We start from the raw sequence: 25,656 nt of genomic DNA, 5'->3' as shown, positions 1-25,656 counted from the left end.
AAACCATGATTACAAAGCTTATTTTTATTTCTTTTATCGTTCTTGTCTATGGCTTTGCAGGGCACACAACAACCAAGCCAACTGACAGACTAAAAATGGATAAGATTCAAGGGTTAAACAAAGATGATCCTACACATTACAGTTGGTATATAGAGGCTAAACACAGAAAACAAGAAAACAACCGACAATGGTATGTAGATCGCGGATATCTGCCCCCATTGGGTGGTGGGAGCATAGGGGCAACGGGTGGAGGTACAATGGGTGGACATCATGCTGGAATGACCTTTAACCCGAGAATAATGGGATATGGCTCAGTTTATGACCCTCTGGTAGCGATCATCAAACAACATCTTTTAGACGTAGGGATAACGGGTAATAAGCCTTACGATACAGAGACAGGTGTCTTGTTTTTTCAAGAAACCAATACATACCCCAAAACGAGCGTAGAATTTTTTAATTATCAGAACCGAATTTCATCTGACTTTTTCAAAGAATGTTTAGCCTATATAAGGAGCCGTGCTCCCATTACAGATACAGCAAGGTTAACACGTTTGTTCACTCTTAATCTCTCCATACCAGATCCTAAAGCTCAGTTTTTAAATCAGATGGCTTTTGATGAACTTGTTATTTATGTTGCCGATCGGATGAACGCTGCCCTCTTACCTGGCGCTACTGCTGGTTTAAAGATTCCTGCTCTCTTCAGGCGTTTGAATGATTTCAATGGCATTCTACGGCAAGTATTTGCCTTTGATAGCCGGGTTAGAATAAGCGGCAGCATACCAGACACGGTTATGAGTAAAATTATAGGGATATGGGTAAATGGTGTCAAAGAAGTCTCCCGGAAACTGATACAAACTCCTCCAACTGCGCGTGTAATATATCCTGCCGACAGAAACATAAGAGAAAATGAGGATATTCTCTCTAGAGACCCCGCAGCCCATTCCAAGATTTTAAAGCAAGTTATTATACAACTTCTAAATACTGCGCGTCGAGAGGGAAGCATTAATAATTTACTTTCCGCCATGAACAGAACAATGAACATGAGAGGAGGGGCACGTGAAGCCAATACCTTTGAAAACATGATTAAAGGACTTACTCCCCGCAAAGATAGGGTCTTACAAATATTTCTGTTAGATTTGTGTTTCCAATCTAATGTAGCCTCCTTAAAAGAATTTGCTTCTAGAAATGCCGCAGAGGTTCTCTTTAATACGCTGGATTTTAAAAGTCCTACCTCCGAAGAGTTAATTCAGCTGATACTCCTTGTTGACAAGCTCACTGGATATCGTCGGAGTCCTGTAGCAGCAGCTGCTGCTGCCGATGATGCTCCTGAAGAAGCAGCCGCCCGTGGTGGGGACGAGAGAGCCGCACGAGAGGAAGAATTAAGAAGAGGTGCGGCAGAGCGTAGAGCCAACTTCGCCCGAGCGAGAGCCGGCATAGCAGCAGGTTTTGTACCCCGTATTTAACTAACTCTCAACACCGTCTCAAGAAAACTTTCTGTTTCCTTCTCCTGCTGGGGGGAATAGAAAGCTGAGAAACTTGTCCCCACCCACTGTTTTCCCTCATCCCATTTTGAATCAACAAAAACCTGAGACGCAACGGCCACTAAACGAGCTCCCCCTTCTTGCTCAACAAACAAGCCTCCTCCCGAATCACCCGGCAATCCAGAAGAAATTAAGAGATCTTTTTGTTCCTCCTCTTTTTCAAACCAAGAAAAGAAGCTGGCTCCAGACTCAGTTTGGGGAAAATATTGGGAAAGACGGCAGGTGCCTTTTGCTTTTATGCCATAGGCTCTGAGGTCTGGTTTGGGGTCCAGCACCCCAAAATGGCTAAACTGCAAATTCCTAACATACGCTTTGTTTCTCTCTATCACCGTTTCCCATAGCCCCTTATGCCCATATCCAAAAAAGAAGGCTGGATAACCCTTGTTGGCACGAGGCTGGTTGTGGGGGTGTTTCCACTGGGCGATCAAATTCTGATGTTCATCAGGCGCCATAAGCTGAGCTACATATGTCTTGGGGAGAGATTCCGCTGTTTTTAAGAAAGCCAGATCTTGGTCAAGGAAAAGGTGGTACTTTTCGATAGAATAGCGTTTATCTGTGGCATCAGAAAAAGAGAAACTATCTAAGCCGTGGGGCCCCCGTTCCAACTGAAAGGCATGGGCAGCCGTTACAACCCATTCTGGATTAACAATAACCGCAGAGCCCTCCACAATCCCGCTTATGCGGATAGCACCCCCATGAACATCTTCTCGTGCCTGTTTTATGCCCTCTTCGATTCCCTGAACGGAGCCATACCAACCGGCACACGCCGTTTCTATCATCATAGAAATAAGGAAAAATCCCATTCTTTTCAGCATCATGTCTCTCTCCAATCATTATTTTTATTTTGTTATAAGAGATAAACAAAAATTGAATCAAGAGAAAAAGCCAGCCAATACCACCCGAAGGAAACCTTCTGTGCCCCTTTATGCTGTGTTTGAACAATAATTCACGAGAATTCAACAAAAAAATCAAAGTCTTATTGCCTTTTAGCGCGAATTGATATAAAAGCGATACTTTATAATTCGATGAAGATTAATGATGAAGAGACTTTATACAACAGCGCTTTTAGGTTTGTTAGCTATTTCTTTACCCGCTTTAGCGGCGAGCGCGCCTGATGACGATCCGGATGTATTTTTTGGACCACTTTCTGCCGCTTCCCTGGGGACAGAGAAATGGGTGTTTGAAGAAAATGTTTTTGAGGAAGCCATCCGCTTTTTTGATGGCACAGAGGACCCGCTCAAACAATCTCCCTTTTCTTTCGGGCATTCTTCCCCCTCTTCCGCCTCATCGGCAGTTCTCCCTGAGGATACGATACCGTCTAATGCAGAATTATTCTCGTTTTTACCGATTGCGTCAAATGCAGCAGAACCCCCTGCCAAAAGACAAAAATCTTGGGGCGTTGTATTTGTAGACCCTTTTAAGGAGGATGCCAACCTAAATGATCTGAAGGAAGTTCCTGCAATGAACGCATTATTAACTCAAATCGAACAGGAAAGAGTAGAGGATTATGAGACTCGAGCCACAAATTTGAGACAGTATCCAACGGCTCCTATCCCAAAATATAGTAAAGATTTAGAAAGGCTTTTCCAACGAACATTGTCTCTGAGAAATCGCAGAATAAAGGCCGCTGTTTCTCTTTATAGAGAAGGGAGGGAAAAGATTTCCCAGGAGGCTGAACCAGCTCGGGCTGCACAATACCAAGAATTCCTTGAAGGACTTGTACAAACGCAAGATACAGAGATAAAAAAGACCTTGGTCGATTTAGAAAATAGTGAAAGTCAAGGTCAGAGTAGTTCTCATCAAAAAGGTCGCTCAAAATCCTTAAACAGCAGCATGCAAAAAAAATACTTAGCTGAATTAAATAAAGCTTTTCCGGTCTTCTTCCCCCTTGTTGCTTCTGATCCGTTGGAAAGTTTAGATGAATCCATCTCTGTTTCTTTCTCTAAACCACAGAAAAAAAGGGGCACGACTTATTTTCAGAATCCCTTTGAGGATGCCAACCTAAAAGATATAAAAGAAATTCCTGCAATGAATGTATTGCTAACTCAAATCGAACAGGAAAGAGTAGAGGCTTATGCACACCAAGTTGCAGAGGTTAACCAAAGTCCAGAATGTGAAACGTTAGATCGGGAAAATAGAAAAAGAAAATATGAATCTATTTATAAAAAAACATTCTCACAAAGAAAGGCAAGAATAGAAGAAGCCGTTTATTTTTATAGGAAATGGACGAATACGTTTACAGAAATGATTAATCGAGAGAAGGGCCTTGAGCATGCTAAAAAATTTCAAGCCGTACTTGTGGAACTGGCAAGGAATCAAGACTTAGAGTTTAAACATACCCTCACCGATCCAGAAAAAGAAAGGGAAGGACAGGCAGCCCTATCAGGGGATGAGATTAGAAAAATTAGAAGTACAATGAAGCAGAAGATTTGGGAACGTTATGATGCACAGGCAGAAAGTCTGGTGACGAGTACAATTTGTGAGAGCTGCCCTCTCTTGAACCCTTCTTTTACGGCTATGGTGGTCAAGGGCTTTCATCCTCCCCGAAAGAGACACAAAAAAATCCCTGGTTCTGCAACGGAAGAGGCACCCCTTCCTGCAGAATTTGAAGATCTCCCGCCTCCCGCGGACATGATTTGATCATAAAAAATGGCTCAGCCGACATCTACTTTTTATATAACTGTCGTCTTTTTAGTTCTGAGTTTGTTAAAACTCTTCTCACAATTCTCACGAGTGCTCAACAAAAGTATGCTCCGCTGCTTGACATCTTTTTCCTCCCCAAAATAAGATCTTTGGTTCTGCAAGAAACTCTGCGTCTTTTTCGGTGAATTTAGACGTCGTGCGGTTTATTTTATAGTATTTGAAGTTTTATCTTTCATAGTTCGATTTTTTATTCTGTATTTCTTCTTTGATTCTTTTGATTATTTGATCTTTGATTAGAGGGTTAGTACTTAATTGATTTACATAACCGTTTAAAAAAGCTTCATAGATTTTGTCATAGAGTTCTTTATCCCAATTTCGAGTATATATTGGCCATAGATAAAGGTGTGTCGCATCTTTTATAAATGGAGTTTTTTGTTGTAATGATTTGAGCATTGTTTCTGTATCAATAAAATAAATAAACTTTCTATCATAGAAAATATTTCCAGGATTAAGATCCCCATGACTGATCGTAAAGCATTGGTTAATATCATCGCCACCTTTCAGCAAACAATTTTTGCCAGTCATAAATCTTTTATGAAAATTTGCAAGAACTTGCCCAAGCTTTCTAAAGGCTTCGTAGGTTACTGGGCCTTCTGGATTTTTTTCAAAAAGGTCATAAAGGCTCGCCCCCCTTGCAGCATGGATGAGAGAAAAATAGCTTAAGTCTTCTTCATCTTTTAGGGAAAACTCCCCACGCTTGCCACTTTGATATGAATAAAAATTCTCTGCAAATGTCATTTGAGGGAGGGAAGGATCTCTAAGGTTTCCAAGAACTCTAAGCTCAGGATGTTTTTGTAAAACATAAAGATTAGGAATTTCTGTTTCCTCACTAAAATCATCTAGTTCTTTAATAATAAAGGCGAGTTTAAAAGGGGTAGGATTAGGACAGCTGGGATTATACTCTACACGAAAAAGTTTTTCTGTTCTCATCCCTCTTATTTCTTTTTTTTCAACCTGCACAATACGCAAACAATTGGGATTTTGAAGAAACTTACGATTGATTAAGCGGGATCTTTTCAACCAATCTCTCAGTTTATCGACTGTGAGTTCTCCCTTTATACCGGTATCTTGAACAAAGGCTGACATGTCTGTACGTTGAGCTGCCCTGTACTCCGTTGTCCCAATTCTTTTCTGTGTCCATCTTGTTGCGTATTTTCGAGCAACAGGAGGGGGAGGGATTTGTACGGCTCCTTCTACAATATTGGTTATCATAATGGTGAAAAAAGCCGCTTTTAAAAAGGGTTTGATGAGAATTTTTATGGAGAATTTATACACTATTGCCCTCTGCCTCTCTGTTTTTAAGTATGTTTTTTCTATTTTTATTCAGTGTGATGAGATCTGTCAACAGACATTGTTGCGTGTCTTGCCTCTTGTTCTCAAATAAAATAAGATGGCAGAGATGCAAATAATCCCTCGGGAGGTTTCCATGAGAATCTTAAAGCGTATGGTCGCTTTTTGTATCTTCACTTTTCTGCCATTATCAACGCTTGCCATGATGCAAGGAATCGATGAGGCTTCTGCGGTGCTTCCAAGAACTCATCCTGTATCTTCAATGGGAGACCTTCAGCTTCTGGCTGAGGTGGCTGCTTTAAAACAATGTGTTTCTCTCACAATAGAAAACAACGCCCAGAATCAAGAACCGTTGGTGACAAAAAAACGGAAAAAAAATCGGTGGGCAAAAAGGAGAAAAATATTCTCACAAGAAGAAAACATCCTTCTGCAGGATTTAGGCCCAGATTTTAAAAGTTTTATAGAGGAGACGAGAAACAAGGAAGATAAAAAATACAAAACATTTAGACACCTACATGGGGATGAATTAAACGCAGAAAATAGAAAAAAGTGGTCTCGCAAGAGGGGAAATAACCGTCGAGATAAGTACCGGATACTCCTTAGAATATGGAGGCAGTATAGAAAAAACCTTGGAAGATCAGAAGGAGTCTCTATAAACCCAGATATGTTTTTATTGGTTAGTCAGGAATTGGAGGCTGATCCCGCGAGTGAAAGGTGCTTCCTCCGCTATGGGGAGACAGAATCAATCACGAAAAGAAATGCAAGGCAACGTATACGCGATCAGTTGATAGAGAAATATGTGGATCGTTATACTTACTATGTGTCAGATAGGGAGTCTGTCCCTGTTGATCCCTAAGAAGCCTCCGGCGCAGATTCGAAAGGGAAAAGAGAGGGTGAACTAACCTCATCCCAAATCTTTTTATCTTCGGGAGTCATCTTTTTTCCAGCAGATACTGTCGACTTACGGACGCTTCTTTGGGAAGGAAAATATAATACTGCCCCTTTGACTTCATTTTTCCTGCTTTTTCCATGGCTTCTTTGCCATATCCCCAGAAAAAATCTCCTCGCACCGCCCCTCGAATAGCACCCCCCGTATCTTGAGCAATCATCAAGCGCCGCTCTTGAATATAGTTATCTGGATGATACCCATCAAACCACAAAGGCGCCCCCATGGGCAGCCACCGTCGGTCGATGGCCATCGTGCGTCCCTCTGTTACCGGCACGCCTATACACCCAATGGGGCCATCCTCTGCTAAGCCTTTCACTTCCCGGAAGAACACATAGGAGGGGTTTCTGTGCATCAGTGTACGGGCTTTCTCGGGACACCTCGCCATCCAATCACGAATAGACTGCATGGAAACATCTTTCACATCCATGATATTATCTTTGATCAGCTCTTTTCCAATGGAGATAAAAGGGTGGCCGTTAGAAGCAGCATAGTTAACCCGCACAACTCTCCCATTCGGTAAATTAACTCGCCCAGACCCTTGGACATGGAGGAAAAAAGCCTCCACAGGATCGTCTACCCACAGAAGCTCTAGCCCTTTGCCCTCGAGAGCTCCGTTATCAATGGCAGCCCGATCATGGTAGGGAGCCACCCGCCCCCAACTGAGCACACCCCATTTTTTTTCTGTGCCCTGAGACAGAACAAGCTCGGGGGGTTTCTTATAGAGAGGGTACCAAAATCTTCTTGTCTTTTTTAAGGATCCATTCAAAGAGCTTTCATAATAGCCCGTGAAAAGCCCCTCAGGGTTCCCCTCATCTGTGACATGATAAGGGGTAAAATGCTCTTCAAAAAACGTACGAATTTCCGAGAGAGAATAAACACGCGTCATCTCTAATGCCTTTTGGCAAACAGGATGCCAGTCATCAGCCGTGGTGCCCAATCCCACCTCTGTGGAAGCTTTTTTCTTTAAGAAAACGGGACAGGATTTTTTGAAAGCGACGAACGCTTGGGAAAGTCCTTCATCTTGTTGCCAATCTGGCAATGCATAAAACGTTGTTGGTTCAACTTTTAAAACGGGAACTCTGTCTGACCCGCGCCTCAAAGAACCACATCCCCCTAGAAGAAAGGCAACCGTTAGCCATCCTACCAAAAAAAGACTAGAAAGCCTCATAGGGCGTGATTCCTGAAAGCATCCAGGGCCCTTTTGACTTTAACGGACGTTCGAATGTCCACAATTCGCTAATGCGATCAATAAACCCTGCATCACCAGCGATTGTTTTCCCTGTACTGTTTTTACGAACTTGCGTTTGTTCTGAGACAAAATGAACCTGGATATGTCCCATTCCATCTTTCGTTTTAATATCCTTTACTTCGGCTGAAATGAGACGGAAAAATTCCAAATGAGTGGTTGTTTTTTTCTGAGTCAATAGATTAATCTCTTTCTCATACAAAGCATAAAACTTATCTTTCAGAAAAACACTGAGGACCTTCTTATCCCCTTCCACAAAGGCATGAATGATTTTTTCAAATGCCTCTTTTATCTTCTCGACAAAATCTTCCACAAAAAACTTGCGATCATGTTTTTGAATTTCTTGAAGACCGGAAAAGGAGGGGGAGATCAATTGAATGACTTCGCCCTTCTTTGCTTGGGGAGTTACATTTTTCATCTCATCTAACGCAGGATAAAAGAATCGATTCTCAGTGCCCGTGCGGCGCCCAAGACGCATATAGAGGACAAACCCAACCCCCAGCGTTATTAGTAAAAAAATAAGATCCAAAAATTGCATATGGTTACCTTCTTCATAATCTGTTATACACACAGTATTAGAAATTCACAATATTGTATAGAAAAACCACACTTTATGGACTTAAAATGACAACACACTCAAAAGAAAAAATGGTTCTTGATTATCATGCTCATGGCAAACCAGGGAAACTGGAAATTGTTCCCACCAAACCTTTAGAGAACCAAGAAGATTTAGCGTTGGCCTATACACCCGGTGTGGCCATTCCCTGCCTTGCCATTGAAAAAGATCCCGAAGCCGCTTATGCCTATACCAACAAAGGCAACTTGGTGGCGGTTATTTCGAACGGCACGGCTGTGCTGGGACTTGGCAATATCGGCGCTCTCGCCTCCAAGCCTGTGATGGAAGGCAAAGCTGTCTTATTCAAAAAGTTTGCTAACGTTGACAGTATTGATTTAGAGATTGAGTCTCCTGACGCCGAATCCTTTATTAATGCCGTGCGCTATTTGGGCCCTAGTTTCGGCGGCATCAACCTCGAGGACATTAAAGCGCCTGAGTGCTTTATCATTGAAGACACTCTGAAGAAAGTCATGGATATCCCCATCTTCCATGATGATCAACATGGCACCGCCATTTGTGTCTTGGCCGCCGTGCTGAATGCCTGTGACCTCACCGATCGTGATTTCACTGATCTTAAGGTGACCATTAACGGTGCTGGCGCTGCCGCCATTGCATGCGCCGAATTGTTGGTGGCCCGGGGAGTGCGGAAAGAAAATCTGATCTTGGTCGATCGTACGGGCGTCATTCACAAAGGACGCACCCAAGGAATGAATCCCTGGAAAGAAAAGTGGGCCAACGATACCCATGACCGCACTTTATTAGAAGCGGCCACCGGCGCCGATGTCTTGATTGGTTTGTCCTCCAAGGGGGCTTTCAGCATCGAGATGATCCGCGCTATGACTGATCGCCCCATCGTGTTCGCCATGGCGAACCCCAATCCTGAAATCCTACCTGAAGAGGTGAAACAGCATATTCCTGATGCCATTATGGCAACCGGTCGCTCTGATTTTCCCAACCAAATTAACAACGTCTTGTGCTTTCCTTTTCTATTTAGAGGAACCCTTGATTGTCGGGCCAAAGAAATCAACCAAGAGATGAAAATGGCCGCAGCAGAAGCCCTCGCGGGACTCGCAAAGGAACCCGTACCAGCCTCTGTTTTAAAAGCTTACAAAAAAGAAAAGCTGGTTTTTGGTCCTGAGTACATCTTGCCTGCTGCCCTCGATCCACGGCTGATCTATACCATCTCTCCGGCGGTCGCCAAAGCGGCTATGGACACAAAAGTTGCCCAGAAGCCCATTGAAGATTTAGCCCAGTATGAGGCGGATCTAAAAAATCATTGAAGTCTGTTTTATGAGATTATTTCTGAGCCCCATTCACAGGGTGGAGGCGCAGCTTTTTAATGCGGCGAGCGTCACACGTAAGCACTTCAAATACCAGTCCCGATCCATGCTTAATAAGCTCACCTCTCACCGGGATGTGCCCGGCCAGACTAGAGGCGAGCCCCCCCACCGTATCAGCTCCGTTCGCTTTCTCTTGTAAGACAAGCCCCGGAACTTCGCGATTTAAATCCTCAAGCGTCATGCGACCATCAACCGTCAACGTATGATCTTTGTGAAAAATAATAGGAGCCACTTCTGACAACTGATCAAGATCCACCTCACCGATGACTTTTTCTGAAATATCACTAAGGGTGACCAATCCATCCACACCACCAAATTCATCCACCACCACAGCCATATAATTTTTGGATTGTTTCATCTTCAGAATAAGGTCAGTGCAAGAAAGAGAGGGGGAAACAAATAAAATGGGCTCACAATATTTTTCTAGCTTTACCTTATCCAAGTTTTCTTCTGAGAGCAGCACTTTTTTAAGGCTGACCTTGCCAATGACTTTATCTAAATCATGGCGACAGAGAGGAAAACTGTTATGAGAGGATTTTAGAACGTATTTATATATCTTTGGGAGGGGCTGCTCCAGATCGATCCAATCAATGTCTGCTCGAGGTGTCATGATTTCATAAACAGGAAGCTCGAAAAGAGGGAGAACATTCTGGATCATGGCCATCTTTTTTTCGTCCACTTCTTCGTGGGGACGATCAGATAGTTTGTCTTTCTGGAGGGTCGACTGATCCTTTCTATGCACCCACAGTGATTTTATTTTTGTTAAAAAGGTCATTCGAGCTCATCCTCCTCGTAGGGGTTAGGAACATTCAAAGAGTTTAAAATCTTAATTTCAAGCGATTCCATTTCGGCTGCATCGGACGGATCTTCATGATCGAATCCCAGAAGATGAAGGAACCCGTGCACCACAAGGTGCTTTAAATGATGGGAGAAAGCTTTATGTTGAGAGAAGGCTTCTGCTTTAATGGTCTGATAAGAGAGCACAATATCCCCCAATAACACAAATTTTTCCGGGGGTAAATAGCTTCCTTTCTTTAAGTCTTCTTGGGGGAAAGAAAGGACATTGGTGGGCTTATTTTTCTGACAGTACGTTGCATTCAAGTGTTGCAATAAATCATCATCTCCAAGAACCACATCTACATGACCTTTCTGAACTAATAAGGGAAAAAAGCGCCTCACCGCCGCAAGAGCTGTTTCAATATCTAATACCGAAAACTCAGCCTCTTGTTGCCAAGCTTCAGCTTTTATGGAAATTTCTGCGAGCGCCAGAGGATTAGTCCCCGTCATAAGCCTTCAAAACCTGTCCAACCAAAGGATGGCGCACCACATCGTCTTGAGAAAACTTCATGACGCCAATATCCGGTATTTTTTCTAATTTTTCCAACGCATCCACCAACCCTGATTTTTGATGAGGGGGAAGGTCTATTTGCGTCATATCTCCTGTGATCACCATGCGCGCATTCTCGCCTAAACGGGTGAGAAACATTTTCATTTGCATGGCCGTCGTGTTCTGGGCTTCATCCAGAATGATATAGGAATGAGATAACGTGCGACCCCGCATAAAGGCAAGAGGCGCCACTTCAATAATGCCACTCACCATCAATTTTTCCAGAGTGGAGGGGCTAAACATATCATGGAGCGCATCAAAAATAGGGCGCAAATACGGATCAATTTTTTCTTTTAGATCCCCGGGCAAGAATCCCAGTTTTTCGCCCGCTTCGATGGCCGGACGAGAGAGAACAAGCCGGTCAACATGCCCTGCCATCAGCAGTGAGACCCCCATGGCCACCGCCATATAGGTTTTGCCCGTGCCGGCGGGACCGACCCCAAAGACGAGATCATGTTTTTGAAGAAGATGGATGAAATGGCTCTGATTTTTATTCCGCGGAACAATTACACGATCTTCTGTTTTTAACTTGATGCGGATATCGGTTTGATCGACCGCTCCCTTTGAAAAATGCCGTGTCACGTCAGATTGATTCATTCCCCCCCCTGTTTCTAATAAATGATAAAGATCTGTCAAAACAGTTTTGGCTTGCTGTACGTTTGATTCTTCTCCGACCAGGGTGATAAAGTTGCCGCGCAAACAAACCTTGATCTCGAACTGAGACTCAAGTTTTTTCAAATGCTCATTGTGGGACCCAACCAGTTGCTGAAGAACCTGGTTATCGGAAAATTCTAAAATGCTTTCTAAGATTGGAGTTGTTTTTATCTCTGTCATCCGAACTCTATGAGAGAACTATCCCTTTCAACGCTTTAAAGCCTGCTTCTGTTATTTTAACGTCTTTTATAAGTCCGATTATATCACAATTTGATTCCACATGAACACCCTGCATGTAGGGACTTTTGCCAATTATTTGATTTTCCCCCGTCCCTTTCTTTTCAAACAGCACCGGAATACTCGTGCCCACCAAGCTTTTGTTAAATCTCATTTGTTGTTCATTTAAGAGAGATTGCAATCTTTGGAGGCGTTCATCCTGTATCTCGACGGGAACTTGTAACTCCATGACAGAGGCGGGCGTTCCAGGGCGACGACTGTATTTGAAGCTGTAAGAAAGCGCATAGTCAATATCCCGAACGAGCTGCATGGTCTCTTCAAAATCTTTCTCGGACTCTCCGGGAAACCCCACGATGAAATCGGACGAAAAAGCCATCTGAGGACAAGCCTCTCGAAACATGGCAATGATCTCGCGATAGTGGCTGGCTGTGTGCTGACGATTCATCAATTTCAAAATACGATCCGACCCTGACTGCACAGGCAAGTGCAGGAAAGGCATGAGTTTAGAGCAGGACCCATGAGCATTTGCCAGAGATTGATCCATATCGCGCGGATGGGAGGTTGTATAACGAATGCGTTCAAGCCCTTCCATATTGGCCAATTCAAGGCACAGCTCAGCGATCCCCCACTCCCCGCAACCCGTGGGGCTTTTCCCATGGTACGCTGTCACATTCTGACCCAGCAGCATGAGTTCCTTCACCCCTTGACCCACCAAATGCTTGGCTTCCGCCAGGAGCTCCGACACGGGGCGAGAAAACTCAGCCCCCCGCGTATAGGGCACCACACAATAGGTACAGAACTTATCGCACCCTTCTTGAATGGAAAGCAATGCGGAGAGTTGTTGGTTAGAGTCGGGTAAAGGCAACTGATCAAACTTCGACTCCACAGGAAATTCTGTACGCACGAGATTCTGCCGATCGTCTGCCGGCAAGGCACGTTTGGCCCTTTCAATCATTTCGGGCAGTTCATGATAAGATTGGGGACCAATCACCACATCCACATAGGGCGCTCGACGCATGATTTCTGATCCCTCGGCTTGAGCCACACACCCAGCCACCACGAGGAGACCTTCTTCGCCCTTATCCCGTTTGGACTTTCTATTGGCTTTCAGGCGTCCCAATTCAGAAAAAACTTTCTCTGTGGCTTTTTCCCGAATATGGCAGGTGTTCACGATACTGATATTGGCGTCTTTCGGATTCTCGGTCACTTCATACCCATGCATCTCGAGCAGCTGGGTCATCCGATCGGAATCGTAAACATTCATCGCGCAGCCATATGTTTTTACATAGACTTTCTTCAACGGATTAGTCATGGGTCAAAACTCTACACATCCTGAGAGTTTTAGTACAGATTCAGCAAAGATGCAAGGCCATCAAGCCTCATTCCTCTCCACCATCGTCATCCAGAGCCCATTCGAAGAATAGGCGCGGGATCCAGCTGTTTTAAGTGTACTACAGGAAATATGCCAGATAGGAAACATCTTTATAAGATGGATTACCACGCCCAGAGGGCTCGAGAGTGACGGAGATTGTTTTTTTATAATCATCTGTTGAGAGCGTCGGAACAATCTTCAGAACGTATATCCTATCCCCATACCACCAGCTTTTTCACCACTGTTTCCAATGGCCAAATTACCACTAAATTGGAAATTCCCGGGCAAGCGGTGGGCCATGGCCAGAGAGGTGGCTTGCGTGCCATTATACGACCCCACACCCACCCCAATGGTGGAAGAATGTCCTTCTGGAATCGGGATCTGCGCATTGACCACCGCCATTTGCATGGCACCCAGGTTATCGACCCGACGACCTAGGTTTCTGACGTCAGTAGAAACAGCGGTGTGTAGACCATCCACATAATCTTTGGTGGTGGCATCGTGCGCCGCTGTAGGGGTAGCCACATTCATAATGCGGCGATATTGATACGTCGCAGAATCCCCAGCAGCCCCAGACCCTACTGAGATGGTATTGGCTTGATCGGCAATGGACCCTACCCCAAAAGCACCTGAATTCGTCGCGGTGGCTTGAGCACTAGGACCAATAGCGATGGCAGAAGTGCCAGACGCTGTGGAGGAGGCTCCAAAAGCAGCGGAAGAGGTGCCCGACGCGGTGGAGGAGGGTCCAATGGAGATGGTAGAGGTACTTGAAGCTGTGGAGGAAAGTCCAACGGCAATGGCAGAGGCGCCTGAAGCTGTGGAGGAGGCTCCAAAGGCAGCGGAAGAAGTGCCCGACGCGGTGGAGGAGTTTCCAACGGCAGAGGCAGAGGTGGCTGAAGCGGAGGCCGTTTTTCCGAGGGCTGTGGCACCAGCACCCGCGGCGGCGGCCCCTGGCCCAACACCCGTTGCATAATTCCCCGCGACAGTGGCAGACACCGGCGTTCCCGCATCGTTGGGCCCTCCAATGGCGATGGCAGAGGTACCAGAAGCAGCTGATGAAAGTCCAACAGCAATGGAAGAGGTCCCTGATGCTGTTGCTGAGTTTCCAACGGCAGAGGCAGAGGTGGCTGAAGCGGAGGCCGTTTTTCCGAGGGCTGTGGCACCAGCACCCGCGGCGGCGGCCCCTGGTCCAACACCGGTTGCATAATTCCCCGTGACAAGGGCGGGTACAGGCGTTCCCGCATCGTTGGGCCCTCCAATAGCGATGGAAGAAAGACCATCCGCTTGGGCGCTGTGCCCAAGAGCACTGGAGCTTGTTCCTGTAGCTAGTGCTGCGACCCCGATGGCGGTGGCAGAGGTGCCAGTCGCTGCGGAGGAGGATCCAAAGGCAGCGGCAGAGGTCGCTGAAGCTGTTGATGACTTTCCAACGGCGGTGGCACTAGCACCCGCGGCGGCAGCCCCTGGCCCAATACCTGTTGCATAATTCCCGGCAACAGTGGCAGACACAGGCGTTCCTGCATCGTTAGGCCCTCCAATGGCGATGGAAGAGAGACCACTCGCGTGGGCGCCTGACGACCCAATGGTCCCTCCGATAGCGATGGTAGAGGTATTCGAAGCTGTTGTTGACTTTCCAACGGCAGAAGCATAGTTGCCTGAAGCTATTGATGATTCTCCAACAGCAGCGGCAGCGGTACCTGAAGCCGCTGCAGCAGATCCAATGGCAGCGCTAGCGCTGCCTGAAGCTGTTGCTGTGGGTCCAACGGCAGCGGCACCGCTGCCTGAAGCTGTGGAGGAAAGTCCAATGGCGATGGCAGAGGTCGCTGAAGCGGTTGATGAGTGTCCAACGGCAATATTATCTACATAAGTACCAGACTGACCACTGACACCTGCAACAGCTGCAGGACCAATGGCAACACTGTCATTTCCATAGGCGTTGGCCGCAGTTCCTGCACCATTTCCTGTGGACCCCCCCTGAATTTGAACAGAATTTGTTCCAGCAGCGTATGACCGATCAGGGATTAAAAAAAGACCCAAAATGAGGATCAAAAAAGGGCAGTGCTTCCGTGTAAATACACTGAAAACTCTGTGGGAAAGTACCCTCTGTTTTATTTTTTTATACTCGATCATAGAAAAGATCGCCCCTGCCCCCATTTTTTCCTGCTTCTTCCAGTGTACCATCAAACACTTAAAAGAAAAGGCATAAATTTCAAGGGAAGAGATGAAGAAACAGGGGGTATGGGCTCTTGGTTTTTCTGTACTTTCTCTTTAGGCCTCTGGCGCAGAAGAGACTCTTGTTAGGTTCTTCCTCGGAACAGACAGGGGGAGGTGCCCCAATGAGAGGGACGAGAAAGATCATTTTTCTTTCCGTAAAGATTCTATTCATTGAACCACCCTTCTGGATTAGGATTAAGGGACGGGGCCTCATCCCAGGCTGGATTCCATTCTTCATCTCTCGAATGATTCTCTGAGGGAGATTCCCCTCTGCCTGAATCGGCTGCAGAAGCTGTCTCCAAAGGCTGACTGGCAGCGATCATTTTTAACCACGCCCACAGGTTTTCATGAACATATTGTTCTCCTAAGGTTTGGTAGAGAGGTCTCACGACAACATAAGGAAGAAAGCGCGGATCTGGGGCGCTGAGACAGCAATCAACATAGCATTGGACTATGGATCCCCAGTGGTTTAAATAATTGGCATGACCTTCGTGGTCTGATTCGTTTCCAAGCAGCATTCTGGGATAATTTTTGATCAACTCAACGACAGCGTCTAGGGGATACGGGCATAGAGGTTGATTTGTTGTTGCGCTTCTCACAGACCAAGCACTGAGAACCAAGAGTTTCAAAGGGTCCAGCGGGAATGTTTCTTGTGTAAAGAGGTCAAAACCCGTGAACAAAGCCAGCGCTGGGCGCACAAGAGGAAAAAAATAGGATTGGTCTCCGTCCATAGGCGTTTGGAGTTCATGATACGCCCATATGTGAAGAACATCCTCGGCAATGCGCCGTTGTGCGTCCACTGGTTGGCGTGAAAAACCGGGGTTCGTAAAAAGGTGCAGAGACTCGATCAGGGGAATAATCTGATGGAAAGGACGTTGGAATCTGGGCAACCACGCATCAAATTGTTCCGTGAGAAAAGCGAGATGTCCATACTTTTGTTGAAAATAAGCTTCGTTGTTGCCTAAATAGGCACCAATCAAATCGGTGATTTGAAGAAGATCTTCGTGCGTATGCTCTTGGCGTACGGATCTTATAAAGAAGCGCGTAGCGGCGGAGGCGATAGTGGTATTAAACCCAGACTTTACGACCAGATCTTTGAAGAAGGGGCTATAGTATGCGGCATTGGCGTAATAAGCATGGGCTTCTTGATACGTCAACTCTAAAGGTTGTGGAAATAAGGCTCTGTAATGGTTATGGACCAAAGCTGGTAGGTCTTTTCCAGGATAGGCCTGTTCCATTTGGGCCCAATCCTCCATAAGAAGTCGAAGCCTAAGAGTGCTGCATTCTGCTTTTGTTTGACTGCTGGCCTGAGGATCGACACTTTGGCTGAGGAGAGGATACCAGTTTTTCATGGCATCTCTGAAGAGATCATAAAGTGTTAAGAGGGGTATTGGCCTCCGTTCCCCTACGGCATAGTGAAACTTCTGTAGTATGTATTGAACCACGTCCTTCAAGTAGGGAATAGTCCCTTTCGGGAGACGAGAGATTGAACGGTCCGCGAGAACGGATTGTAGGAGAGCACTTGCGTGGTTGCTGAGATGCTCTTCGTAAGGATCTCTCTGTATAGGGTCTCTCTGGTCCTCTAGATCTCTAGGACTGTGACGCTTCTGCCTGGCATGAGGAGGAGGATCATCATCCCTGCTGGCTGGTGTGGGTGCCGCTCCTGTGTCTAAAGGAATCCCAAGAAAAGGGATGGTAAGGCTTATGCAAAGAAAACGTGTGAAACGGTTTGAAATTATGGTTAGAGTCTTTCTAAAAAAAGTTATGAAGAAGCCCCAGAGTCTACGTCTTCCCAAAATTCCTCGTCGCTATCTTCACTAGACTTGCGGATGGTATAGTCGTTTTGGAGAGGATTTCCCTCCAACAAGGGAGAACGATCTGTTTCCCCTTCCTCTGTGCCAGCAGAAGGGGGGGAGGACACCTCAATGAAGCGATCTGTCGCTCCTCCTCTAGGAGGAGGGGGTGGGGAGGTGTCGCTCTTCTCGTCGTCTCCTGATGGAAAGATCTCTTCAAAAAGATCTTTCCAGCCATCCCTAGGGATTGGGGGAAGGATGGAAGTGGGCATTCTACCAGAAGAGAAGTCCGCATGGGTAAGGGTATGGTGCGCTGCACGGACGAAATTTTGGGCATCCCCTAGAAGACACTCAAAATCATGGGCCGTTTTTATGTGGGACTTGAAGAGAAGAGCTGCACATATGATCTGTTTGGAGATGTGTTCTTGGCACCTATTAGAAATGAAAATGCTCGCCAACACAGATAAGTAGGGCCCAGGATTCCTTATGTCTAAGAAAAAAGAAACAAATTGAGAGTATACAAAACGAACGGCACGCCCTTCTGAATAAGAATAGTCTGTTTCTATCCTCCCCAAGATCTGCAGAAAATTCGTTAGGGGAAGGTCTTCATGGCGATTTCCTGCATATTGAATGCCTAAGTCTATGAGGGTGTTGACGATGGGGCCATCGAGTGTACGCTTAAACTTGTCTACCAGACGGTTTAATTCTTCTTCTGCTAGGCCTGTAATGCACCAAGCTTCTATGAGCTCCTTGATTTGAGGGGCGTCAGAAGAGGGAGATACTCTTTTGGCAAGGGGGGCGGCGTCCGCAGGATCATCATCCGCTGGAGCACCGAGGACAGGGAGAGAGAAGGCTATCACCAAACTGAGGCACGGGAGCAATTTCAAGAGTACTTTTATGATCATCAGAGTTCTTTCTAAAATGGTTAGGAGGGCATCATTCGATTCATCTCGTTGTTGGATCTGGAGAGTCATCAGCGGAGAAGCACGAGCCGCTGTTATTGGGAGGATTATCGTCATATCCAGGCAGGGGAAACGATTGTTGAACGCCACGAGAATCGATAAAAAGAAGATGTGTTGTTCCATACGGCACCCATTCGCGGAGGTCGTGGTTTTCAAAAAATGAGAGAGCTGTTAGCGCCGCATATAAAAAAAATCTCCAGAGGCAGTGTTGCATCAAGGGCTCCACGTCGTTGTGTGTTTAATCACTTCTTTAACGCTAAAGGCTTAATAAGCCGTTATTTCCTTTTTTATCGCGAAAATCAATATTTTTTGTTGATTCTTTATTTATTTAAACAAAAGCATGGCGAGTCAAGAGATTGCTCTAGTTTTTTCAGGAAAAGCAGAAATACCCGGCCTAAGAGCCTCCTGGGCTAATTCAACTTCCCGTGGCAATACTTATATTTCTTCCCAGATCCACAAGGGCACGGCACATTGCGCGGTAACTGCCCCCAGGTAGAAGAATCTGACGGATTAAACTCTACCATAGAGTCTTGACCCCCTTGGCCCTTTTGTTGATTCTGCAACGCCGGGTCTTGGCGGGTTTCATGCATACGCGCCGGCCCTTCCGGCATGACATTCAGAAGATCTTCAGGTTCGAAACGGAAATGGCAGAGCACAGAGATAATGTTTTCTTTCAGGCGCTCTAACATGGCTTCGAACATCTTAAAGGCTTCGTGCTTGTATTCATTCAAGGGGTCGCGCTGGGCGTAGGCCCTCAAATTGACACCTTGGCGCATATGGTCCAAAGAAAGCAAATGATCCTTCCAATGTTGGTCTAAGAGACGTAAAAGAACGCTCTTTTGAAGCGTCTTTAGCATCTCGCCATCCACACCGGATAACTTATGCTGAATTTGTTTTTCAATCTCAGTTTCAAGACGTTTTTTAATTTCTTGATCCGCAATCCCCTCTTCGGACGCCCACTCTGCCACCGGCAGCTCTAAATCAAAAATCCGTCGGACTTCTTCGTGAAGTCCAGAAATATTCCAATCAGAAGGGTAAGCTTTGGGCGGAATACAGCTGGTAATCAACTGACTGACCACATCTTCTCTCATACCCTGCAACATTTCAGAGACATCCACATCTTGCATCAAGTCACGACGCAACTCATAAACGGCTTTTCTCTGTTCGTTCATCACGTTGTCGTATTTGAGCAAATGCTTCCGCATATCATAGTTTCGGGCTTCTACTTTGCCCTGTGCTTTTTCTAACGCCTTGTTGATCCAAGGGTGCGTAATGGCCTCCCCTTCCTTTAGCCCCAGCTTCACGAGCATGCTATCCAATCGTTCGGATCCAAAAATTCTCATGAGATCATCTTCTAAGGATAAGAAAAACTTAGACGCCCCAGGGTCTCCTTGACGACCAGACCGCCCCCGCAACTGATTGTCAATCCGCCGGCTTTCATGCCGCTCCGTTCCAATCACATAAAGACCTCCAGACGCCAACACTTTCTCAGCATCTTTCTGAATGTCTTCCTTTATTTTCTGCATGGCTTTGATTTTTGCAGGTCCATCTTCCATAGATCCCAACTCAAGAGCTGTGCGCGCTTCTAGATTCCCGCCCAACTTAATATCTGTCCCACGCCCTGCCATGTTGGTGGCAATGGTAACGTTTCCTGGTCGACCGGCGTCCGCAATAATGAGAGCTTCCTTATCATGATACCGTGCATTTAAGACATTATGAGGAATCTTATGTTTTTTCAGCTCTTGGGAGAATTGCTCGGACTTCTCGATACTCGCTGTTCCTACCAACACGGGCTGCTGACGGGATTGGCAGTCCTTAACCACGTCTACCACCGCCGCAAATTTTTCGCGTTCGGTCCGATAGACTTCGTCGTCCCTGTCTTTCCGCACACAAGGCTCATGGGTGGGGAGATCAAAACACTGCAAGCCGTAAGTTTCTTCAAATTCTAGGGCTTCTGTCATGGCTGTTCCCGTCATTCCCGCTAGTTTGGGATACATACGAAAATAGTTTTGGAAAGTAATGGACGCCAAGGTCTGGTTCTCCATCTGAACAGGCACATCTTCTTTGGCTTCTAAGGCTTGGTGCAGCCCATCCGAGAATCGACGGCCATCCATCATACGGCCGGTAAACTCGTCAATCAGGACGATCTTCATATCCTTAATGATATAATCCTTTTCTTTCTGGAAAAGGGTGTGGGCTTTTAAAGCCTGGTTCACATGGTGCACTAAGGAAATATTCTGAAGATCATAAAGGGACGCGCTGGTTAAAAGCCCTGCTTTCCTGAGCAGTTCTTCCACTTTCTCCACACCCTTTTCTGTCAACGTGACATTGTTTTGCTTTTCATCTTTTTCATAGTCTTCTGCTTTTAATTGACTGACAACCTTATTCACTGACACATAAAGAGCCGAAGAGTCTTCTGCCGCGCCAGAAATGATCAGGGGGGTTCGCGCTTCATCGATGAGAATACTGTCTACTTCATCCACGATGGCATAGTTAAAGGGACGCTGAACCATCTCTTCTAAGCGGAACTTCATATTGTCCCGCAGGTAATCGAACCCCAGCTCGTTGTTCGTCACATAGGTGATATCTGCTTTATAAGCCTCTCGACGCGCCTCATCTGACATGTTGTTCGTAATGCACGACACCGTCAGACCCAAAAATCGATAAATTCTTCCCATCCAGGCCGTGTCTCGTTCGGCCAAATAATCGTTGATGGTGACAAGGTGAACCCCTTTACCTTCTAAGGCATTTAGATAAATGGGAAGCGTTGCGACCAACGTTTTTCCTTCCCCCGTTTTCATTTCAACGATTTGCCCCTGATGAAGAATCATGCCTCCCATCAACTGAACATCGTAATGCCGGTGACCTAGAGTCCGTTTAGCGGCCTCTCGAACAGTGGCAAATGCCTCGGGCAGGATATCTTGTAAAGAAGCCCCTTCCCTAAGTTTAGTGCGAAACTTGTCTGTTTGCGCCCGCAATTCCTCGTCAGACAAGGAAGAGAGCAACGGTTCAAACCCATTGATTTGAGTAACGGTTAAATAAAGTTTTTTTACAACTCGTTCATTAGAAGAACCGAATACTTTTTGGAGAAGCGTCTTTAACATCATCACAACCCTTTTTTAATCTTTCCGTTATACATGAAATTGTACCAAAATTAAATGTTTTTTCTTAGAAATCCTTGTATTCATCAGTGTTTTTTTGTAGAGTTCCCCTAATTTTATTAGGTGTCAGCCCCTCAGATAATCTTTTAAAGAAATATTTGAAGTTCATAAATTCTAGGGATATAATCAAAAGAATAAGGAGACCTATGTCTGTGAAAAATAAAACCTCTTCAACGAGGGGAGCCTTTCTAAAGGTCATTTGTAAAGTCCTTGATGACAACAAAGCTATAGACGTCACCGTTATCGACCTAGTCGATAAAACTTCTTTTTCCGATCATATGATTGTTGCTTCTGGTACAAGCCAGCGCCATTTATTGGCGCTTGGTGATTATGTACAGAAAACGGCTCATAAATTGGGGCACACGTATGTTCGGATTGAAGGGAAAGAAAATGGCGCTGATTGGATTCTTGTGGACCTCGGAAACCTGATTGTGCATCTCTTCCGCCCAGAAACACGTCAACTATACGACCTAGAAAATATGTGGAGCACGCCTCTCTTGGTCGCTCGACGAGGATAGATGCACATTACCATTGTTGCGGTTGGGAGACTAAAACCCTCCCCCCTGCTTTCTTTAGTCCAAGACTATGTGACCCCCCTTCATTGGAAGGTTACCTTTAAAGAATTGGACCCAAAGGAAGAAGCCAAATCAACCTTTGGAGAGAAATTTCTCTCCCTCATTCCCAAAAACACCTTCCTCATTGCTTTGGACGAAAAAGGAACGTCTCTTTCCAGCATGGACTTCAGCCACCACATCGAGAAGTGGCAGACCCAAGGGGAAAGCCATCTTTGTTTTTTAATTGGGGCCGCGAGGGGGCTCCCTCCCTTGGCTCAACAAAAAGCCCAGATGACCCTTTCTTTTGGCCGCACCACTTGGCCCCACATGATGGTCCGCCTTCTCTTAGTGGAACAACTTTATCGCGCTCAACAAATTCTAAGTGGTCATCCGTATCATAGAGAATAGACTCTCTAGACCGCTCGGTCCTTCTATGATAGCCTTGAAATAGGGGGGATTATCTTTATGTCCATACAGTCTTTCTTAGTAAACCTACTGTCCTTTGTTTTGCTTGTCATTTTGATAGGGTTTTCCTTTTTGATTGTTGACCGTCTCGTCTTAAACGGGCGTTATACAAATTCGTATAATAAGAACGATGTGATCAAATCTTTAGGCGAGCGCTTAAATCTCCAAGTTCAAGAAAACAACCAACTCAAAGCACGGCTGAACAACGTACAGTCTGATTTTGAAGCAAGACTGGAGACCACCCAAAGAAAACTAGATGCCATTCCCTTGTACCAACTGAATAGTGCCCTTGAGCAAGCCTTGAACCCCACGTGTGGCATTACTCTGGAAAAAGGGCGTCTCACCTTTCGCGACCAGACGTTTTTCAAATCAGAGTCTGACGGCCTTACCCCTTCCGCCAAAAAATCCTTGGACAAAATTGCTACCCAATTATTACGTCTCACGAAACAAACAAAATTTCCCTGGATTTTGCGGATTGAAGGCCACGCTGACCCCCAAACCTCCCCCAACCAAAATGGATACACCTCAAGCTGGATGATTGCCTATAAGCGCGCCTACACCGTGGGTCAATACTTTATCAGTAAAGGGGTGGACGCGAAAAGATTATGCCTAATTAGCTTCAGCAGTTATAACCGTGGCCCCTACCCACAAAACAGACGGGTAAGCCTCAGCTTTGATTACGTATAAATCAGCACACCCAGTTCTGATAGGCTTTTAGGAAAGACAGTCCGTATTTTAATTTGTCTTCCAGACTTCGTTCCCCTGCCTTTAGCGATACAACGTCCCCCGTTCGAGTATAGTCCCACGCTTCCCGAAGAGGCTCCTCCATCCATCGATCGAGATCCTGCCTTTGCTCAGCCATGGTGAGGGAGGGGTGACGACCCACATCACCATACGCCGCCTGCAACCAAAGGGTCGCTGTATAAAAAGCACCCCCCTTTTGCCCCCAACAGAGCGCCGTGAGTTCTTTTTTTGTTGGCGGACGCCCAAAATAGGCATCCATGAGACTCTCTGTCTCAACAGGTCCCATGCCGCCCCACAGCGTCAGATTCCCTAAGTCCACATATTGATTGTCTAGGCTCGCCGTCGCCCAATCAATCAGAAAGATTTTTCCCTCGGAGGTGAGCAAGATATTCGACAGATTTAAATCCCCGTGTACCAAAGCCTGGTCCTTTTTCTCTTGCTGATTGGCTTCTGCTTGATACCGTTCATAGAGATCTTCGTAAACCGATGGGAAAGCAATGTCATACCTCCGCGCTTTCTGGACATGCAACATCACCCGATCCCGCTGAGACCGCCGATGGGGAAAGAAATCAGACTTTCCATGCAATTTGGACAAGATTTTTCCCAAGGTTTCCAGAATGTCTTTTTTTTTGAGATCATGGAGCGTCAGAACCCGTGATTCCACATAAGCCATGATCAAAATAAAGGCGTTGGGGTCTGTATAATAAAGCCGAGGCGCGATGCCCAGTTGAGCTCCAAGGGTATGAGCTTCGATTTCATTTCGCCGCTTCTCCGCCGTATAATGGGGCGCCAAAATCCGCAAGACATAAGACTGGTTTTTATGGGTGAATCGATAGAGTTTTGTGATCGACATCCCGTCAAGAATTTCAAAAAAAGAAAGATTTTTCGCATCCTCTTGTACAAGGCTTTTTAGACCAATCTCAATAAAGGGCCTTAAAAACTCCCCCACACGAGAAAGAAACAGAGAATAAGACAGAGCAGAAGACAACCGCATTTGGATCAAACTCAGACAAAGAAACTGGTGCGCTCGAGAGGACTCGAACCTCTAACCTCTTGATTCGTAGTCAAGTGCTCTATCCAATTGAGCTACGAGCGCATAAGATTCTGGAAACTTATCCCAAGGAACAGCTAAGTGCAAGCCTTTTTTAGAAAAGACCCTCTATAGACCCTCAGCAAATTTGCTGAGATAGGATGCAACCCCTTTTGAGGTCGGTTCCATGCCCTTGCTGCCTTTGTTCCAACCTGCCGGACAGACTTCCCCATGTTCCTCATGAAACTGTAAGGCATCCACCATGCGCAGAGATTCATCCACATTTCGTCCGAGTGGCAAATCATTCACCACTTGATGACGCACAAAACCCTCTTCATCAATCAAGAAAGTACCCCGTAAAGCGACCGCTTCATTGATTAGCACATCATAATCACGGGCAATGTTCTTTGTGAGATCTGCCACAATGGGAAATTTTACGTGTCCAATACCACCCGCGTTAATGGCCGTATTTTTCCAAGCCAGATGGGTAAAGTGGGAATCCACACTCACCGCGATCACTTCCACGCCACGCTCTTTAAACTGAGCCATCCGATTATCAAAAGCCAAAATTTCAGAGGGACACACAAAGGTAAAGTCGAGCGGATAGAAAAATAGAAGACCTACTTTTCCTTTAAGATGTTTTTTAAGGTTAAAGTGTTCGTTAATGGAATTATCAGGCATCACTGCTGCCGCTGTAAAATCAGGGGCTTGCTTACCGACTAATACGCTCATGGAATCTCCTTTTGTACTTCTAAGAGACACTGCCATATTAGAGAGGAAAAATCTAGCTCTTTTGTTGCTCTTTTTTTCTGTAAGCTCTTTGAATTGTTTTCGCTGCGAATTCTTGCTCGGCTCGAAGCATTTTTAACATTTTTTTACGAATTTCTACAGGAGAAGATCTTACCCCTTTTTGTTTTTCTAAATTTAGAATAAAGGCATATAGCAAAGCATTTTTAATATTTAAAATCCCCTTACCATATTGAGAAAATCGTTTAAAATCAGGTTTCTCTCCTGGCTTTACCGATTGATCTGCATCCGGATCACCTTTCAAAGTATGATAGGTTTCATGTCGTGTTATTCCCTGTTTCACTAGATTGTCACGAAAGGCAATCAGTTGAGAAGGTGAAAAATCTCTTTTATTATAGACCTGGATTGGGCCTTGATTATCAAATCTCATAAATGTTCGATCCGCTGATTCTAGTAAAATTTCACCAATTTCTTCGCTAGAGAAGTTTGGATATTTGCTTCTGATCAACGCAGCAGCACCAGAAATAATGGGTGCAGAAAAAGAAGTGCCTGATTGTTTGGAGAGGTGGTCCTAAGAAAGTGGACCAGTAGGTAAGGATAAATTTCTGGTAGAGTGTAACGCTAGAAAGGAGTCTAAAATGAGCGTCAGAAGGA

General features: G+C 45.5%; 23 protein-coding genes and 1 tRNA gene. 8 read left to right on the top strand and 16 right to left on the bottom strand.

Going from position 1 to position 25,656, the window contains the following annotated elements; genetic code table 11:
* Positions 1-5: 5 nt before the first annotated feature.
* Positions 6-1,463, top strand: a complete 1,458-nt coding sequence (locus A2621_04615) for a hypothetical protein (GenBank protein OFW90244.1) — start codon at positions 6-8, stop codon at positions 1,461-1,463.
* Here the strand turns inward: A2621_04615 and A2621_04610 are convergent.
* Positions 1,460-2,359 (bottom strand): hypothetical protein, encoded by a 900-nt coding sequence (locus tag A2621_04610; protein OFW90243.1) that lies wholly within the window; start codon positions 2,357-2,359, stop codon positions 1,460-1,462. The genes A2621_04615 and A2621_04610 overlap by 4 nt on opposite strands.
* A 220-nt stretch (positions 2,360-2,579) precedes the next feature.
* Between A2621_04610 and A2621_04605 the strand changes: the two genes are divergently transcribed.
* Positions 2,580-4,181 (top strand): hypothetical protein, encoded by a 1,602-nt coding sequence (locus tag A2621_04605; protein ID OFW90242.1) that lies wholly within the window; start codon positions 2,580-2,582, stop codon positions 4,179-4,181.
* Positions 4,178-4,369: a hypothetical protein gene (locus A2621_04600; GenBank protein ID OFW90241.1), complete on the top strand. Its 192-nt coding sequence runs from the start codon at positions 4,178-4,180 to the stop codon at positions 4,367-4,369. The genes A2621_04605 and A2621_04600 overlap by 4 nt, the downstream gene beginning before the upstream one ends.
* A 40-nt stretch (positions 4,370-4,409) precedes the next feature.
* Here the strand turns inward: A2621_04600 and A2621_04595 are convergent, their stop codons facing one another.
* A complete protein-coding gene (locus A2621_04595) occupies positions 4,410-5,456 on the bottom strand; it encodes a hypothetical protein (protein OFW90240.1) in 1,047 nt (348 codons plus the stop codon).
* Between the two features lie 178 nt (positions 5,457-5,634).
* Between A2621_04595 and A2621_04590 the strand changes: the two genes are divergently transcribed.
* A complete protein-coding gene (locus A2621_04590; GenBank protein OFW90239.1) occupies positions 5,635-6,390 on the top strand; it encodes a hypothetical protein in 756 nt (251 codons plus the stop codon).
* 76 nt (positions 6,391-6,466) lie between these two features.
* Here the strand turns inward: A2621_04590 and A2621_04585 are convergent, their stop codons facing one another.
* Positions 6,467-7,651 carry a hypothetical protein gene (locus tag A2621_04585; protein ID OFW90238.1) on the bottom strand — a complete coding sequence of 395 codons (1,185 nt, stop codon included), beginning with the start codon at positions 7,649-7,651 and terminating at the stop codon, positions 6,467-6,469.
* Positions 7,638-8,267: a hypothetical protein gene (locus A2621_04580; GenBank protein ID OFW90237.1), complete on the bottom strand. Its 630-nt coding sequence runs from the start codon at positions 8,265-8,267 to the stop codon at positions 7,638-7,640. Before A2621_04580 ends, A2621_04585 begins: the two co-directional genes overlap by 14 nt.
* Before the next feature lie 86 nt (positions 8,268-8,353).
* Between A2621_04580 and A2621_04575 the strand changes: the two genes are divergently transcribed.
* Positions 8,354-9,625 (top strand): hypothetical protein, encoded by a 1,272-nt coding sequence (locus tag A2621_04575; GenBank protein ID OFW90236.1) that lies wholly within the window; start codon positions 8,354-8,356, stop codon positions 9,623-9,625.
* A gap of 16 nt (positions 9,626-9,641) precedes the next feature.
* On the opposite strand, the gene A2621_04570 is transcribed toward A2621_04575, so the two are convergent.
* The 8 genes from A2621_04570 to A2621_04535 form a co-directional block, all read right to left on the bottom strand.
* Entirely contained in the window at positions 9,642-10,460 is an 819-nt protein-coding gene (locus tag A2621_04570; GenBank protein ID OFW90235.1) for a hypothetical protein, read from the bottom strand.
* Entirely contained in the window at positions 10,457-10,972 is a 516-nt protein-coding gene (locus tag A2621_04565) for an rRNA maturation RNase YbeY (GenBank protein OFW90234.1), read from the bottom strand. Before A2621_04565 ends, A2621_04570 begins: the two co-directional genes overlap by 4 nt.
* Complete coding sequence (locus A2621_04560) at positions 10,959-11,906, bottom strand: phosphate starvation-inducible protein PhoH (GenBank protein OFW90233.1); 948 nt, start codon at positions 11,904-11,906, stop codon at positions 10,959-10,961. The genes A2621_04565 and A2621_04560 overlap by 14 nt, the downstream gene beginning before the upstream one ends.
* Positions 11,907-11,913: 7 nt before the next feature.
* The gene (locus tag A2621_04555; GenBank protein ID OFW90232.1) at positions 11,914-13,275 is read right to left on the bottom strand and encodes a tRNA (N6-isopentenyl adenosine(37)-C2)-methylthiotransferase MiaB; all 1,362 of its coding nucleotides are present in this window, start codon (positions 13,273-13,275) and stop codon (positions 11,914-11,916) included.
* 258 nt (positions 13,276-13,533) lie between these two features.
* Positions 13,534-15,486, bottom strand: a complete 1,953-nt coding sequence (locus tag A2621_04550; GenBank protein OFW90231.1) for a hypothetical protein — start codon at positions 15,484-15,486, stop codon at positions 13,534-13,536.
* Between the two features lie 224 nt (positions 15,487-15,710).
* Complete coding sequence (locus A2621_04545; GenBank protein ID OFW90230.1) at positions 15,711-16,898, bottom strand: hypothetical protein; 1,188 nt, start codon at positions 16,896-16,898, stop codon at positions 15,711-15,713.
* 410 nt (positions 16,899-17,308) lie between these two features.
* A complete protein-coding gene (locus tag A2621_04540) occupies positions 17,309-18,424 on the bottom strand; it encodes a hypothetical protein (protein ID OFW90229.1) in 1,116 nt (371 codons plus the stop codon).
* Between the two features lie 287 nt (positions 18,425-18,711).
* On the bottom strand, positions 18,712-21,405 hold the full coding sequence (locus A2621_04535; GenBank protein OFW90228.1) for a preprotein translocase subunit SecA: 2,694 nt from the start codon (positions 21,403-21,405) through the stop codon (positions 18,712-18,714).
* A 203-nt stretch (positions 21,406-21,608) separates the two neighbouring features.
* Here A2621_04535 and A2621_04530 point away from each other — a divergent pair, with 203 nt between their 5' ends.
* Genes A2621_04530 through A2621_04520 form a run of 3 tightly spaced genes read left to right on the top strand, consistent with a single transcriptional unit; the run spans position 21,609 to position 23,168 of the window.
* A complete protein-coding gene (locus A2621_04530) occupies positions 21,609-21,980 on the top strand; it encodes a ribosome silencing factor (protein OFW90227.1) in 372 nt (123 codons plus the stop codon).
* On the top strand, positions 21,981-22,424 hold the full coding sequence (locus A2621_04525) for a hypothetical protein (GenBank protein OFW90226.1): 444 nt from the start codon (positions 21,981-21,983) through the stop codon (positions 22,422-22,424).
* Between the two features lie 57 nt (positions 22,425-22,481).
* Positions 22,482-23,168, top strand: coding sequence for a hypothetical protein (locus tag A2621_04520; protein ID OFW90225.1), 687 nt, complete (start codon positions 22,482-22,484; stop codon positions 23,166-23,168).
* 1 nt (position 23,169) lies between these two features.
* Here A2621_04520 and A2621_04515 read toward each other — a convergent pair whose 3' ends face one another.
* The 4 genes from A2621_04515 to A2621_04500 form a co-directional block, all read right to left on the bottom strand.
* Complete coding sequence (locus A2621_04515) at positions 23,170-24,219, bottom strand: hypothetical protein (protein ID OFW90224.1); 1,050 nt, start codon at positions 24,217-24,219, stop codon at positions 23,170-23,172.
* A gap of 25 nt (positions 24,220-24,244) precedes the next feature.
* Positions 24,245-24,321: transfer RNA gene (locus tag A2621_04510), tRNA-Arg, on the bottom strand.
* Positions 24,322-24,384: 63 nt separating this feature from the next.
* Positions 24,385-24,987, bottom strand: coding sequence for a hypothetical protein (locus A2621_04505; protein OFW90318.1), 603 nt, complete (start codon positions 24,985-24,987; stop codon positions 24,385-24,387).
* A 52-nt stretch (positions 24,988-25,039) separates the two neighbouring features.
* Positions 25,040-25,432 carry a hypothetical protein gene (locus A2621_04500; protein OFW90223.1) on the bottom strand — a complete coding sequence of 131 codons (393 nt, stop codon included), beginning with the start codon at positions 25,430-25,432 and terminating at the stop codon, positions 25,040-25,042.
* Between the last annotated feature and the right edge of the window lie 224 nt (positions 25,433-25,656).

The organism is Alphaproteobacteria bacterium RIFCSPHIGHO2_01_FULL_41_14 (genome assembly GCA_001767855.1).
Taxonomy (GTDB): Bacteria; Pseudomonadota; Alphaproteobacteria; order UBA7879; family UBA5542; genus 2-01-FULL-41-14.
Note: the sequence above shows the minus strand (reverse complement) of the source record. Positions and strands in the feature narration are given on the sequence as shown.